This window comes from Francisella sciaenopsi, assembly GCF_045862875.1.
GTDB lineage: Bacteria > Pseudomonadota > Gammaproteobacteria > Francisellales > Francisellaceae > Francisella > Francisella sciaenopsi.
In genome coordinates this window covers 17112-32214 of sequence record NZ_BTHG01000004.1, presented here as the reverse complement: position 1 = coordinate 32214, position 15103 = coordinate 17112, and the positions used below count along the sequence as shown (strand labels likewise).

Sequence of the window (15103 nt, the reverse complement as noted above, 5' to 3'; positions counted from 1 at the left end):
AAGGAGATTAAAATGAGAGTTGCAATTAATGGTTTCGGTAGAATTGGTCGTTTAGCTTTTCGTCAAATGTTTGACAAAGCTGGTATAGAAATTGTTGCGATCAATGATTTAACAAATCCAAAAATGTTAGCACATTTATTAAAATATGATTCTGCTCAAGGTAGATTTTCAAAAGCAGCTGTTACAACTGCAAAAGATGATGCTATCGTTGTGGATGGTAAAGAAATTAAAATATATGCTGAAAAAGATGCAGCTAATTTGCCTTGGGGTGAATTGAAGGTAGATCTAGTATTAGAATGTACAGGTTTTTATGTATCAAAAGCAAAATCACAAGCTCATATTGATGCTGGTGCTAAAAAAGTAGTTATTTCAGCTCCTGCTGGTAATGATTTACCAACAGTAGTTTTTGGTGTTAACCATGATATATTAACTGCAGATGAGAAAATTATTTCAGCAGCTTCTTGTACAACTAACTGTTTAGCTCCTATGGCTAAAGGTCTTCATGATTTAGCAACAATTGAAAGTGGTTTTATGACAACTATTCATGCTTACACTGGTGATCAAAATACTTTAGATGCACCTCATGCTAAAAATGACTTCCGTCGTGCAAGAGCTGCAGCTGTAAATATTGTGCCTAACTCAACTGGTGCTGCTAAAGCTATTGGTTTAGTAATTCCTGATCTTGCAGGTAAGTTAGATGGGGCTGCTCAACGTGTTCCTGTTCCTACTGGATCATTAACAGAATTAGTTGCTGTAGTATCTAAGAGTGTAACAGCTGAAGATGTAAATGCTGCTATGAAAGCTGCTGCTAATGAATCTTTTGGTTATACTGAAGAAGAATTAGTATCTAGTGATATCGTAGGAATTTCTGAAGGATCATTATTTGATGCAACTCAAACTAAAGTTACCTCACTTGGAGATAAGTCTCTAGTTAAAGTTGTATCTTGGTATGATAATGAAATGTCATATACAAATCAAATGGTAAGAGTAGTAGAGTACTTTGGAGCTCTGTAAACACTTATAGGTGGTATAAATGAGTTTTCTAACATTAAAAGATGTTGATCTTAAGAATAAGAGAGTCTTAGTTCGTGTTGATTTTAATGTACCTGTCAAAGATGGTAAGGTTACAAGTAAAGTCAGAATTGAGGCGGCTATTCCAACTATTCAGTATATTTTAGATCAAGGTGGAGCTGTGATTTTAATGTCACACCTTGGTCGTCCTACAGAAGGCGAGTATGACTCTCAATTTTCACTTGAACCTGTTGCTGAAGCATTATCTCAAATCATCAAAAAACCAGTTAGATTTGCTAAAGATTGGCTAAATGGTGTTGATGCTAAAGCTTGTGAAATTGTTATGTGCGATAATGTACGTTTCAATAAGGGTGAGAAAAAGTCTGACGATGAACTATCAAAAAAAATAGCAAGTCTTGGTGATGTATTTGTTATGGATGCATTTGCTACAGCTCATAGAGCTCAAGCATCGACTTATGGTGTAGCTAAGTATGTGCCTGTAGCGTGTGCAGGTCTACTTCTAGCTAATGAAATCAAAGCACTAGAAAAAGCTTTGAAGGCTCCTAAGAAACCAATGGCTGCTATAGTTGGTGGATCTAAAGTTTCAACAAAGTTATCTGTTTTGCACAATCTTCTTGATAAGGTTGAGATACTTATAGTTGGTGGGGGTATTGCAAACACTTTCATAAAAGCCGAAGGATTTAATATTGGTAATTCACTATATGAAGAAGATCTTGTTGGTGAAGCTAAAGATATCTTGGCAAAAGCGAAAGAGCTTGGTGTAAACATACCTGTACCAGTAGATGTAAGAGTTGCAAAAGAGTTTAACGAGAATGCTGTTGCAATAGTTAAAAATGTTGCTGATGTTGTTGATGATGAAATGATACTAGATATAGGTCCGAAGTCTGAAAGGAATATTGCAGAGCTTTTAAAATCTGCTAATACTATTCTATGGAATGGTCCTGTAGGAGTGTTTGAATTTGATAATTTTGCAGAAGGTACAAAAGCTCTATCTTTAGCGATAGCAGAGTCAAATGCTTTCTCTGTTGCTGGTGGTGGTGATACTATCGCAGCGATTGAGAAATTTGATATTAAGGATAAAGTATCTTATATCTCAACTGCTGGTGGAGCATTTTTAGAGTTTCTTGAGGGTAAGAAACTACCTGCTGTAGAAATATTGAAAGAGAAAGCAACTATATAACGGTAGGTTATTTATATGAGAAGAACGAAAATTTTAGCTACTCTTGGTCCTGCTAGTGAATCTAGAGAAGCGTTGACAGAGATGATTAAAGCAGGTGTTAATGCAGTAAGATGTAATTTCTCGCATGGATCTGCTGAAGATCATCGTAAAAGAGTTGATCTTATACGTCAAATAGCAAAAGAGCAAGATACTTATGTTGGTATTTTGGCAGATTTACAAGGTCCAAAAATAAGACTGTCGAAGTTCAAAAATAGTTCTGCGATAATCAAGAAAGGTCAAAAATTTACACTTGATGCAGATCTTGGTATCGAAGATGGTGATGAAAATACAGTTGGTATTGACTATAAAGAGCTTATTCAAGACGTTAAGAAGGGCGATATACTATTAGTTGATGATGGTAAAATTGTTCTAGAGGTTGATTCTGTTAAAGGTAACAAAGCGGTAACAAAAGTTGTTATCGGAGGTAAAGTTTCCAATAATAAAGGAATCAACAAAAAAGGCGGTGGCTTGACTGCTCCTGCTTTAACAGATAAAGATAAGCAAGATATCAAAGTAGCAGCAATGCTTCAGGTAGACTTCCTAGCAGTTTCATTTGTTAGAGATGGCAAAGATATGGAGTATGCACGTCAGCTTGTAAATGAAGCTGGTTGGAAGCCTGCAATGGTTGCTAAAATTGAGCGAGCAGAGGCTGTATTAGAAGATAATCTGAAAAGTATAGTAGATGCTTCAGATCTTGTGATGGTGGCTCGAGGCGATTTAGCAGTTGAAATTGGTGATGAAAATGTTCCAACTGTACAAAAATTAATTATCAGCACAGCTAGAAGAAATGAGAAAGGTTCTATTACTGCTACTCAAATGATGGAATCAATGATTGAAAACTCATCTCCAACTCGTGCTGAAGCATCTGATGTGGCAAATGCTGTATTTGATGGTACGGATGCTGTGATGTTATCAGCTGAAACAGCAGTAGGTAAGTATCCTGTTGAAACTATTTCTGCTATGTCAAGAATTTGTGAATCTGCAGAAAGAAGCAAATATACACATATTACTAAAAAACAGAAAATTGCTGATTGTGATAGAGTTGATCATGCTGTTTCAGTTGCGGCTGTTAAAATTGCCAATGATATTGGTGCTAAAGGCTTAATAGTATTGACAGAAGGTGGAAATACTTCGCGTTGGATGTCACGTGTAAATTCTGAGCTACCTATTTATGCACTATCACGTAATGCTACAACACTAGGAGCAATGACATTGTTTAGAGGAGTTGTTCCTTTGTATTTTGACTCTACTAGAATGTCTAAGTTATATGTCAATAGATCAGCTTCTATGGAGTTGGAAAGCAGAGGCTTGGCCAAGGATGGTGACATTCTTGTTTTAACAAGTGGTGATAGTATGGGTGTACATGGAAGTACAAACAAAATTAAAGTAATAATTGCAGGTCAAGTAAGATAAGGAGATAAACATGGCTTTAGTTTCATTGCGTCAACTATTAGATCATGCTGCAGAGCATGGTTATGGGTTGCCAGCGTTTAATGTAAATAATCTTGAGCAAGTAAGAGCTGTTATGGAAGCTGCTGATAAAGTTAATTCACCAGTTATTCTACAAGGTTCTGCGGGAGCAAGAAAGTATGCAGGTGCTCCGTTTATTAGACATTTAGTTCTTGCAGCTATTGAAGAGTATCCTCATATTCCAGTTTGTATGCACCAAGATCATGGTACATCTCCATCTGTTTGCCAAAGATCTATTCAATTAGGTTTTTCATCTGTAATGATGGATGGCTCATTAAAATCAGATGGTAAAACTCCTTCTGATTATGAGTATAATGTTAATGTTACAAAAACTGTTTCTGATATGGCTCACGCTTGTGGTGTATCGGTTGAAGGTGAGCTTGGATGTCTTGGTTCATTAGAAACTGGACAAGCTGGTGAAGAAGATGGTGTTGGTGCTGAAGGTACTTTATCAATGGATCAAATGCTTACAGATCCAGAAGAAGCAGCTGATTTCGTTAAGAAAACAAAAGTAGATGCTTTAGCAATAGCTATAGGTACTTCTCATGGTGCTTATAAGTTTACTAAACCACCTACAGGCGATGTTTTATCTATTAAAAGAGTAAAAGAAATTCATGCAAGAATTCCTGATACTCATTTGGTAATGCATGGATCATCTTCTGTACCACAAGATTGGCTAGAAGTTATCAATACTTATGGTGGAGCTATGGGTGAGACTTATGGTGTACCAGTAGAAGAAATAGTTGAAGCTATTAAATATGGTGTACGTAAAGTTAATATTGATACTGATTTACGTATGGCTGCGACTGGAGCAATCAGAAAATTCATGGCTGAAAACCCAGCTGAATTTGATCCACGTAAGTACAATGCTGTAGCAAAAATAGCTATGTCGGGAATTTGCCAAGCTAGATATGAGGCATTTGGTAGTGCTGGTATGGCTAGTAAAATTAAGCCTCTTTCTCTTGAAACGATGTTTCAGCGTTATGAAAATGGTGAATTAGATCCAATAGTTAAATAAAATATTTCTATAATTTTAGTCTAATCGAAATTGATTCTTATTATTTCAAATTTATATAAAAAATATTTTCATGATAAATAAATTTTGAAGAGTAAGCTTTTATGTATTTTTAAGTAATGATATTAAATCCATTTCTGATGAAAAGAAAGGTTCTCCATTTTTATCTAATACATCATGAAATGGCATTCTACGATAGTTAGGATCGTTCTTTACTACAATTGGCCATGGATATGTTGTCTGAGTTTTACCTTCAACAAGTCCCCACTGATAAGGTACTATTTTATTTTTTCTAAAAAATGGTAAATGAGTTTCGAAGCAACTTTTAACATGACGAGCTAGCCATTCAGTACAAAACATCGGGCGATTGTACTTTTTGACTATATCAAGAACCATTTCCATGCGATCCATAACACAATACGCATGGAAAGATATTACATCGGAGAGTTCCATAGCTTTTATATCTATAGGATGAACAAGTATATCATTATATTCTGCGTTTTCTAAAACAGGGACGTGCCATCCGCCTACTGTAAGAGGTTGAATAGGATTTATTTCTCTAGCCCATTTAAATGTCAGTTTCATTAGTTCTAGAGAAAAATTCTCAAGATCTGAAGAAACAGGTTTATCGCCTTCTAATGTAAATACCATTGTATTACCAGGCTCATTATAAAGATCCCAAATGAATATGCGCTCATCACTTTTAAAATTAGAAATTATGTCTTTAATATATTTTTCTAATTCAGTCCATTTTGATTTATCCATAACTGTTTTTCTACCTGGACTTGCGGCTGCTTGGCTATTATGAAGTCCTGGTATTGGATCTTTTTGTTTACCAAAATAAGGTTCTTCTCCTGAAAAGCCACAATCATCGAATGGACAAAGCATTACTAATATTTTATTTTTTGAAGCAATATTAAGAAACTGATTTATTCTTTCTATTAATCCATTTCTGTCATCTTGCCATACAATAAAAGGTAGGTTAGTTCTCAAAGTGTTATAACCATATTTTGCAGCCCAGCAAAGCTCTTGTTCAATAGTCTGTAAATCAAAAGTTTCTTTTTGCCACATTTCTGTCCAATTGACAGCGGTTCTTGGAAGATAGTTAAAACCAATTAACCAAGGAAATTGATTAAACCAGTCATTAGCTTTTTTCTCTGACCATTTCATTATTTATTTCTCCTATTTAATATCGTATGTATAGAATTTAAGAATAATTATTTTTAGTATAGATCCTACTGCAGGCAGTAAGGCAATGCTGAAAAAAAGACCACTTAAGGCAAAGCTACTTTGCTGCTGGTTAGGAATGTATCCGATTAATATTAGAATTAAACCGACAACTCCGCCAGATGTTGCTATAGCTAATTTACCTGTGAAAGTTTGTCCAGCAAACATTATAGCTTCACAACGATTTCCCGTAGCTTTTTCTGCGTAATCTATAGTATCTGCAATCATCGCAGATAGCATTGGCCATGTAATAGCATAAATGATACCAGTTATAGTCACAAAGATAAAAAATGTGTAGACATTGCTATATCCTATAACGAAGAAGAATAAAATTCTTAGGATTATGTCTGCTAAACACATATATATAATAAGTTTTTTCTTACTTATTTTTCCAAGGATAAAAGGTACAATTAGTAGTCCGCCAGCACATATAATGTTTAAAGCACCATAAATAGAAAGAAATTCTGGTTTGTGCATATTATACATAAAAAAGTATGCAGCTATAGCAGATGAAACATTTGTAAAAAGGTTTGTGAAAAAAGCTAGTAGAATAAGAAAAAGAGGCTTATTTGAAAGAATGGTTTTAAAAACATCTTTAAGTCTTATTTTATCTCCTTTATGAGATATTCTTTCTTTAGTATTTCTGTAGCCAAAATTCATAAGAAATAATGCAAGAAACATTAGTAGAGTAGTTGCAGATAGGTATCCAACTGCTTTGCTTGAATGTCCAAAAAGTTCAACTAATATTGGAAAAGCAAACAGTGGGAAGGCAATGCCAACAGAAACAGCAAGACCCGCATAACTAATTAGTTTTGAACGTTCTAATGGGTTTGATGTCATAACTGCTGACATAGACCAGAAAGGAACATCAGACATTGCATAAGTTGTTCCCCACAAAATATAAGTTATAGCAGCGTAAGCAATTTTTGTAATGTCTGAACCATCTATTTTTATAAAACATAAGATAGTTGTAGCAGCTACAATAAAAGGCATATATTTTAAGTAAATTCTAAATTTACCTGTAGATGTATGAGCAGTATCCATAAAACCTGCGACAAGAGGGTCAATAACAGCATCCCAAGCTCTTGCTAAGAGAAAGATTATACTTGCTACAGCAGCTGTAATTCCGAATATATCTGTATAAAAAATGAGAGTGAATGAACCAGCTAATCCAAAGCTAATGCATTGTCCTGTTCCATAGCAAAAATATGCAAAGGCTTCTTTTCTTGAAACTACATTTGTCATGTTTATATCCTAGTATTTTATTTATATTCATAACATTAGGAATAATGTTATGTTTAGATAGTTTATAAATTATAAAGTTTGTTAAATGTTGCAACTACTCCATTTGTCCAACCAAAGCCATCTTGTACTATATACTCTCCACCACCAGCATTTGCTTTAGGGCTGACTACATCATACTTTTCACGGATTTTTCCAGTTTCTTTAAATTTTTCATTAACTGTATTTACAAATCTTTTAGCAATAGTTTCTGCAAGCTTATCATAGCCATAATTTCTTAAACCTATAACAGCTTCAAAATGTAATGGTGCCCAGCCATTTGGAGAGTCCCACTGTTGAGATGTATCTACAGTTGTTGTAATAAGTCCATGGTCTGTTAAAAATTGATCTTCTATAATCTTAGCTACTTTTTGAGCTTGTTCTAGAGTGGCTATATTTAAAAATAGCGGTGTTATTCCTGCTAAGCTTGTAATGCTAGTAATCTTATTTGTCTTACTATTTAGATCATAAAAAAATCCTTTTTCAGTATTCCAAAAGTTTTTTTGGATAAGCTGTTTTCTTTTTTCAGCCAGTTTTATATATTGAGATGCTTTTTCTTGTTCTAAAACTTCAGCAAACCATTTACCTAATAAACTCTCTAATCCATATAGATAGCTATTTAAATCAATAGGTAGAATATCTGTTGTTTGAATAGTACTAAAATCATTTGTATTAGCAAACCAACGACTAGAAAAATCCCACCCAGATTCACAAGCTGCACGGATGTTACGATAGAAGTCTGGTTTGTTTGCTATATTTTGCGCGTGCTCAATATCTTCGCGATATGACTCTGGTCTAGGGGTAGCAGACTCATCCCAATATCTATTTAAACCATTTACCTTTCTTTGTGTATTCATCCAAAATGAATATTCTTTTTCTAAAGTTGGTAAATATTTTTCAATAGCAGAAATACCCAGTTCTTGATATAAGATATCTACAATTAAGTAAAATAGAGGTGGTTGAGAGCGAGTTAGATAGTATTTTCTATTTGCATTTGGTACAAAGCCAACAGTATCTATCAAATATGCAAAGTTATTTGCAATATCTTTAATCATCTGTATTTCATCATCAACTCGTAAACCTTCACAAGTAAAATAGCAGTCCCAATAATAAACTTCTCTAAACCTACCGCCTGGAATTATATAAGACTTTGGTAATGGTATAAGAGAACTTAGAGAATTTTGTTTGTCAGATGATTGATGTAAAAAATGCCACATTTGCTTAATATACGATGATAGAGATAATTCTTTACTGTTATCAAAAGTTTTTTCTGATACTGGAGGGTAAAAGTTACTCTCAACAAAAGCTTTAAGATTAAAATCATCAGAGTTTTTGAGCTTTTTGTAATCATTTAAGATATCTTGAGAAGATCTTTTAGGAGTCATATCAACAAAGTATTTTGAGTCATTAAAACATGGTTTTAATTGAACTGCTTCAAAAAGTTCACCAGATAGTTGTATTAGTTGTTCTTGATTATTAGACATAATTATTTATTCCTATGGAGTTTAGCATAAGGAGGTATTAATAGTACTAAAAGTGCTATAGGTATAAGTACACAGTAAAATGCGGTTACACCACCAAAGTGTGCAAATATTTCACTAATTATTCTAGAACCAATAGTACCACCTAGAGCAGAGAATATGATTATCAAACCAGCCATAGCACTTTGTAAGTTTTCAGGTTGGCTACTAAGAATACTTGAACATAATGTTGGATATATTGGAGCCATGAAAAAACCAATCATAGGAAACAGTAATGCTACAATTATAGCCATAGAAGAGTCTGTTTGATTAGGGTTTATTAGTTTAGATAGCTGTAAGGTTGATACTATTAATATTCCACAGCATATAAGACCTATGATAATAATTTTTTTCCAGTCAACTTTCTTCATAATAAAACCAAAAGTGATCCTTCCAGCAGCAATACTTAAGGCAAAAACACTGGCCATAAAAACACTAGTGGAAGCTGATAAGTGAAGAACTTTAGTATTAAAAGTAGGTAGCCAAGATTGTACACCTTGCTCTATAAATACATAAAAAAATACACTAATTATAAATAACATCACAATAGGTAGTTTTATGAGCTTTAGCATGCTTAAGGTATCTGCTAAGAAGTTTGAGTCTTTTGATTTTTGTACAGCTGATTCATCAAGTTTAGTAAATAGAAGTAGTAAGAATGCTACAACACATAGACTAGCTAGTAGCCAGTAAGTACCAAGCCAGTTACCAAAGTGTATAAAAATACTAAATACAAAAAAGCATAGTACAACACCTATCTGAAAGACCCCTTCTAGTAAACTCATTAAACTAGCATGTGCTTTTGAGTCATCTGTGATTAAACCAACAGTTGAATATACAGAAACTTTTATTAGAGCGAAAGCGACACCTATTAGAATAAATAGTATTTTAGCTGTTAAAAAGCTATCTAAAGTAGCCATAGCAATACAACCAGTAGCAATAATTGCTAGTCCTAAAAGCATAGCATTCTTATAACCAAATCTTGGAATAAATGAACAAATGGCAAATGAAACTATTGCTATAGTAAGATCTTTACATGCCTCAAGAATACTTGCTTGGACTTCTGTGACTTGATAGTGAGTAACTGATTGTAGAATCACAATACCAACACTGTTAAGTAAAATAGCACTAATAAAGAAAATGAGAAATAGCGAAAGTTTAAGTTGAAAATATTTCATATGATTAACAAAAAATTGTTTCTAACTTTAGGATAAACAAAGTTATATATGTAAACAAGTCTAAGAAAGAGTAATTCTAAAAAGTAATAGGACTTCAAAAATTGAAATAATCAGTGTTTGTGAATTAGCTAGTGGGTTATAATAAAATTAAGATTTTACTACTGGGATGGTAATGATGAATAAGTATAAATACTGTATTGGAATTATGTCTGGAACTTCGCTGGATGGAATTGATGTGGCTTTATGTAAGATTAAAGGTCATGGACTGGATACTGATATTAAATTAGTCAGTTTTAGAACATACTCATACTCAGAAGATTTATTAAATGATATTAAACAGTCTTTAGATTTAACAAGAAGTAATGCTCAGTTATTATGTAGCCTTAATGTAAAACTTGGTATTGAATATGCTGATGCAGTAAAAAAATTAGTAACTGCAAATGGCCTAAAATTAGAAGATATCGCATTCATAGCAAATCATGGGCAGACTATATACCATCAAGCAAAAAATGAAGATGGTTTTATTAAATCATCATTACAGTTAGGAGATGCTGCGACGATAGCTTATGAATGTCGAACAACAGTTGTGTCAAATTTCAGAGCAGGAGATATCGCAGCTGGAGGAGATGGAGCACCTTTGGTACCTTATGTGGACTATATCCTGTATAGTGATAAAAATAAGTCGCGTGCTCTACATAATATTGGTGGAATAGCTAATACTACAATTATCCCTAAAAATGCAAATATTGATGATATATATGCATTTGATACTGGTCCAGGCAATATGATGATAAATAGAGCAATGGAAGTTTTGTTTAATCGAGATTATGATAAAAATGGTGAAATAGCAGCCTCTGGGATAGTTATTGTAGATATGTTGCAAGAGCTTTTGCAAAATTCATATTTAGCTCTGAAGCCTCCAAAGTCAACAGGTAGAGAGCTTTTTGGTATTGAGTATACGGATTATATTCTTGATAAATATAAGCAAAGCAATCCTAAAGATATAGTCCATACGCTAACTATATTTACAGCAGAGAGTATAATAAAAGCTTATAGAGATTTTGTATTTGATAAAATTAAGCTTGATCAAATAATTTTCACTGGAGGAGGGGCATATAATAAGTTTTTGATAGAAACTATTAAAAAATTAGTCAAAACTGAAGTCTTAACATTTGAAGATATTGGTCATAATAGTGACGCAAAAGAAGCTATAGCCTTTGCCGTGCTAGGAAATGAAACTCTTAACAATAGCTATAATAATCTCCCATCGGCAACAGGTGCAAAAGATAGAGTGATATTGGGGCAGATTAACATCTATTAGAAGTGCTGTAAAACAATTTAATTAGTAGCAAGGTTCATGTAAAAATAACAAATACAGATGTTTTGTTGTTTGGGGTTTACATGGCTGAAGATATTAATGATATATTATATGATACAGATGATCTAAAGAAAGAAAAGGTTAATGGAGGCTTTTTTGATTTTATAAAAGCATGGTTTTATAATGACATTGAAAGGCATATGTTTTTTGAGGATGAGATTATTGTTGCTCAAAAACTAAAAACAATAGATGTCATGGCTAATACTTATGCTGTAGAAAGAAAAAAATATTTTGAAAAATTTTTGAAGGACTCTCATAAACAAAAAGGAATTCTTACAAGAATTAAAGATAGAGATTTTGCTTTTTATAAAGATCCTACTAGAGTTAAATTGTGGAGTAGTATTACTGATACGGAAGTTTATAATTTTTTCATAAAATCAAGCGTCAACCAGATGCTTGGTGGTGGAAATGTAGCACAATTAACTTCGCTGCCAAAATTTAAGTTTAATGCCAAATTAACAGCATCTATTAATAGTGAAAATGCTTCGGCTGCTGCGAGTCTTGCTGCTGCTGGTGAAAAAAGCTTTATGGGTAGCTCTTGTATAAATATCTGGTCTAACTTACCTATATTCGATAGTGAAAGAGGAGATGTTAAATCATTTATACCTCTATATCTTAGAATGAGTGGTAAAGCATCATCAGCAATGTTTAGTTACAATGTTGATATTGGTGCAAATGCAAGTAAGTTGAACTTTACAGATTCGAAATCTTTGGAATTGCTAGATAATTTTAAAGGGAATGTGAATCTTAAACTAGTAACAGCAAAAGGCTCAAAAGAGGCTAAAAGCTTTGTTTATACGCCTAAATTTAAAGAAGACTATAAACTCTTGAATGAATTAGGCTTTGTTTTGAATACTCCTGATGGTTCATATAGATACCTAGTTCCTAAAACTAGAGATGGTCTTGATTTAATTAGAGAGTATACATACCCTGAGATTGAGCAGATTTATTTTGGTAGAAGTGCACTCTCTGGTTATTCAAAAAGTAATTATGAAAAACAGAGTCTGGGTATTGAGAAAAATGGTGAAGGACTCATGACTCTTGCAGTAAGCTCTAAAGATTATGAAAATCCATTAATTCAAGTAAAGACTTCTACTAATACTGCAAGTTTTGATCTTTTATCTGGCGAAATAAAAGGTAAGATTTTGGCAGATAATTTGATAGGTTTTGCTGATGCTAAAGGTTCTGTAAATAAGTTTAGAAATCAGGTTGATTCAATCATCAAAAAGAACATAGGTGAAAGTTATGAGTCACCTTTTAAGATACCAAACTTGTCTGAGTTTAGTGATATGGAGATTAAGGCAAGATTTGGACTATATTCTAAACAGTCAGCATCCAAGCTTAGAACGCTAAGAATTTCTATACCTATGACTACCAAAATGTTAGATTTTAATCAAACATCTGGATCATATGATATAAAATCTGGGATGGGATATTCGATGGCTCAAAGAAATGATTTGAAAGGAGCTATTGCATATAAGCAAGGATTATTAGAAAGTTCAGCACAGAGACTATTAACAGGTGAGAATTTAGATTTAAAGAATCAGTTGACATCAACAGCTAAAGATTTGACAAAAGACTATGTTGATTTTGGTAATTATGCAAAGAATAAGGCTGGATCGATGATGGAGAGTGTTTCATCTGCGGCCCAACAAGACTTTGATCTTGCTAAAACAACAGGAACAAGTGCGTATGGAAGTGCTCAAAATATATTGTCTAGCATATATGATAAAGGGGGTACTTTTGATTCGGTAATAGGGTCTCTAAGTGAAATATATAAGCTTAAAGGAGGTCAGTTAACTAGTATTGACTCTAATGAAATTCTTAATGTATTGTCAAAAAATTCCTCTTTAGCTAATTTATCTGGTAATGTTGGAGCGGATTTAAATGAGCTTAAGTCGAAGTTTAAAGACATTGCATCTTTAGATATAAAGAAAAAAGCTTCTGAGGCAATATTATCAACTAGTCAGCAACAGTATAATCCTAGTTTTAATAAAGCTAAAACATTTAGTAGCCCAGACTCGTTTTATGTCCAAGATACTCTGATTAACTACTCGCAAAATCTGAAAAAAGAAGAATTTAAAGATCAGATGTCTGTAATAAATGTAGTAGAGTTTGATGATAGTAGTGACTTACCTATATTATTCAATCTTTGTAAAATGATGACTAGTGAGTCAGGAAAGGAAGAAGCTAAAAATTTTCTTAGTAAAAAAGAAAATGCGGAAAAGACAAAACAATTTGTTGAATCTTTAGAAAATAGAGCAACTGTAATAAGTCCAGAATCAAATATTAGTTATACTTCAATAAATGTGTTGTGTAATAAAGGAGCTGGCTCTGTTATTACAGACAATAATAAAGCATCCTCGGTTTCTTTGGGTTCTACTGTGAGTTTGGCAGAATTCAATAGAATGTACGCGCTTAATTCTAGAGTATCAAGGGTTGGTGCTTCTCCCTTGGAAGAGTTATCAAGCTTCTCAACTAGAAAAAATAAGTATAAAGTAACATTTGAAGAGTATTTTACAAAGCTTACAGTTCAGCGATATATTGAAGTTATGGGTGTGGATGATGAAGCTGATTTCATCAGGTCATTTGTATCACCAATGATGGAGTGTCAAAAGAAATTGCTAGATAATCTAGTGATTTTGAATAAAGAAGCTAAATGGAAGAGTAGCTCGTCTTTTAAAAGTGTATTCTCAAGTAGTGATAATTTCAGTTTTACTGGATGGTTGAAAGATAGACTTCCCGGTTTTGATTTCGAATTATCTCAAGAGTATGCATATTTTACAGGTTTAGTAATCAATTTTTCTATTGAAGAAGATAGTTCATCATCTGAAACAGTAATTAAACTTTGTAGTATTATCAGATCTTTAGATAAGCTTACAAGAGGGTTCTATTTGCTATTGAGAAGAATGGCAAAAAATAGAAACTCAAGAGTTGGATCTCATGATGTTTCTGAAAGTCATCTTAATATGGTTAAGCAGATATTAACATCGTTATGTGAACCGTATAAAAACTTTACACAAAAGGTTGAAGATACAGAACTCTTGTCTGCATTAGTTAATATGTTGAATTTTATGGATAGTTTTGTTGAGGTACAAAGACTATGTGCTTCAATATGTGTACCTAGTGATTCTTTCTTTGCTTTAGTCAATGATAATAAAGACTTATTGAGAGATATTTGTTATACGGTTGAAAAAAGTGGAGTTACAGGAATTGTATTTGAATCAACTTTTAGCTATTCTTCAGAGCTTTTTGGCTCAAATAATCAAGATATGAAACTTAACATTAAGAGTTCTTCTATTAAATCTAGTGATGGTAAAGTAAATGAGTTTACCAGCATTGATAGAGATGCTAATACTGAAGCAGTATTGCAGAATATTTACGATAACATCGCTAAGCTTGATGAGCAAGATTTAGACAGATTATTTAGAGGTTTTAGGATATTAAAACAAGAAAATTCAACAAATACCGATAAAACTGGTTTTAACATAGGATTAACATATGACCCAATAACTAATGATGTATCTGTTGACGTTAATAAAGACAATGAAAATTTGTACTCATATAGCAATATGAGTAAAGATGAATACGTTAAGAAAATTAAAAATATCGTAGAGGCAAAAGTGGCGCTTAATCTTGGCTTTGAACATGAAGAAGTGAGAAGTTCGCAAGGATTTAGTGTTTTAGCAACAATACCTGCTAAAGGGTCTTCTATTGATGATTTAAATAGAATTTATAGACCAATGATTTGGGTTTGATTTTAGCTGTAGAAAGAATTGTTTTACA

Annotated in this window: 10 protein-coding genes; 6 read left to right on the top strand and 4 right to left on the bottom strand. The window is 33.0% G+C overall.

The window, feature by feature from the left end; translation table 11 throughout:
- Positions 1 to 12: 12 nt before the first annotated feature.
- Genes gap through fba form a run of 4 tightly spaced genes read left to right on the top strand, consistent with a single transcriptional unit; the run spans position 13 to position 4739 of the window.
- Positions 13 to 1014 (top strand): type I glyceraldehyde-3-phosphate dehydrogenase, encoded by a 1002-nt coding sequence (gene gap, locus ACKTR7_RS05500; RefSeq protein WP_012280713.1) that lies wholly within the window; start codon positions 13 to 15, stop codon positions 1012 to 1014.
- Positions 1015 to 1033: 19 nt separating this feature from the next.
- The gene (locus ACKTR7_RS05495; protein ID WP_407877378.1) at positions 1034 to 2212 is read left to right on the top strand and encodes a phosphoglycerate kinase; all 1179 of its coding nucleotides are present in this window, start codon (positions 1034 to 1036) and stop codon (positions 2210 to 2212) included.
- 15 nt (positions 2213 to 2227) lie between these two features.
- Positions 2228 to 3664, top strand: a complete 1437-nt coding sequence (pyk, locus tag ACKTR7_RS05490; protein ID WP_407877377.1) for a pyruvate kinase — start codon at positions 2228 to 2230, stop codon at positions 3662 to 3664.
- 10 nt (positions 3665 to 3674) lie between these two features.
- Positions 3675 to 4739 carry a class II fructose-bisphosphate aldolase gene (fba, locus tag ACKTR7_RS05485; protein WP_407877376.1) on the top strand — a complete coding sequence of 355 codons (1065 nt, stop codon included), beginning with the start codon at positions 3675 to 3677 and terminating at the stop codon, positions 4737 to 4739.
- Positions 4740 to 4838: 99 nt separating this feature from the next.
- Here the strand turns inward: fba and ACKTR7_RS05480 are convergent, their stop codons facing one another.
- The 4 genes from ACKTR7_RS05480 to ACKTR7_RS05465 form a co-directional block, all read right to left on the bottom strand.
- Positions 4839 to 5906 (bottom strand): cellulase family glycosylhydrolase, encoded by a 1068-nt coding sequence (locus ACKTR7_RS05480; RefSeq protein WP_407877375.1) that lies wholly within the window; start codon positions 5904 to 5906, stop codon positions 4839 to 4841.
- A gap of 12 nt (positions 5907 to 5918) precedes the next feature.
- The gene (locus ACKTR7_RS05475) at positions 5919 to 7208 is read right to left on the bottom strand and encodes a glycoside-pentoside-hexuronide (GPH):cation symporter (protein ID WP_407877374.1); all 1290 of its coding nucleotides are present in this window, start codon (positions 7206 to 7208) and stop codon (positions 5919 to 5921) included.
- 62 nt (positions 7209 to 7270) lie between these two features.
- Positions 7271 to 8728 (bottom strand): trehalase family glycosidase, encoded by a 1458-nt coding sequence (locus ACKTR7_RS05470; protein WP_407877373.1) that lies wholly within the window; start codon positions 8726 to 8728, stop codon positions 7271 to 7273.
- A 2-nt stretch (positions 8729 to 8730) separates the two neighbouring features.
- The gene (locus ACKTR7_RS05465; protein WP_407877372.1) at positions 8731 to 9939 is read right to left on the bottom strand and encodes an MFS transporter; all 1209 of its coding nucleotides are present in this window, start codon (positions 9937 to 9939) and stop codon (positions 8731 to 8733) included.
- Positions 9940 to 10114: 175 nt separating this feature from the next.
- Here ACKTR7_RS05465 and anmK point away from each other — a divergent pair, with 175 nt between their 5' ends.
- Entirely contained in the window at positions 10115 to 11260 is a 1146-nt protein-coding gene (gene anmK / locus ACKTR7_RS05460; RefSeq protein WP_407877371.1) for an anhydro-N-acetylmuramic acid kinase AnmK, read from the top strand.
- Between the two features lie 80 nt (positions 11261 to 11340).
- Positions 11341 to 15075 (top strand): Pathogenicity determinant protein D, encoded by a 3735-nt coding sequence (locus ACKTR7_RS05455; protein WP_407877370.1) that lies wholly within the window; start codon positions 11341 to 11343, stop codon positions 15073 to 15075.
- Positions 15076 to 15103: the final 28 nt, after the last annotated feature.

What these genes read in the sequence shown, in the direction of transcription:
- gap (WP_012280713.1), top strand. Translation starts at nt 13, where the DNA reads ATGAGAGTTGCAATTAATGGTTTCGGTAGAATTGGTCGTTTAGCTTTT.
- ACKTR7_RS05495 (WP_407877378.1), top strand. Translation starts at nt 1,034, where the DNA reads ATGAGTTTTCTAACATTAAAAGATGTTGATCTTAAGAATAAGAGAGTC.
- pyk (WP_407877377.1), top strand. Translation starts at nt 2,228, where the DNA reads ATGAGAAGAACGAAAATTTTAGCTACTCTTGGTCCTGCTAGTGAATCT.
- fba (WP_407877376.1), top strand. Translation starts at nt 3,675, where the DNA reads ATGGCTTTAGTTTCATTGCGTCAACTATTAGATCATGCTGCAGAGCAT.
- ACKTR7_RS05480 (WP_407877375.1), bottom strand. Translation starts at nt 5,906, where the DNA reads ATGAAATGGTCAGAGAAAAAAGCTAATGACTGGTTTAATCAATTTCCT.
- ACKTR7_RS05475 (WP_407877374.1), bottom strand. Translation starts at nt 7,208, where the DNA reads ATGACAAATGTAGTTTCAAGAAAAGAAGCCTTTGCATATTTTTGCTAT.
- ACKTR7_RS05470 (WP_407877373.1), bottom strand. Translation starts at nt 8,728, where the DNA reads ATGTCTAATAATCAAGAACAACTAATACAACTATCTGGTGAACTTTTT.
- ACKTR7_RS05465 (WP_407877372.1), bottom strand. Translation starts at nt 9,939, where the DNA reads ATGAAATATTTTCAACTTAAACTTTCGCTATTTCTCATTTTCTTTATT.
- anmK (WP_407877371.1), top strand. Translation starts at nt 10,115, where the DNA reads ATGAATAAGTATAAATACTGTATTGGAATTATGTCTGGAACTTCGCTG.
- ACKTR7_RS05455 (WP_407877370.1), top strand. Translation starts at nt 11,341, where the DNA reads ATGGCTGAAGATATTAATGATATATTATATGATACAGATGATCTAAAG.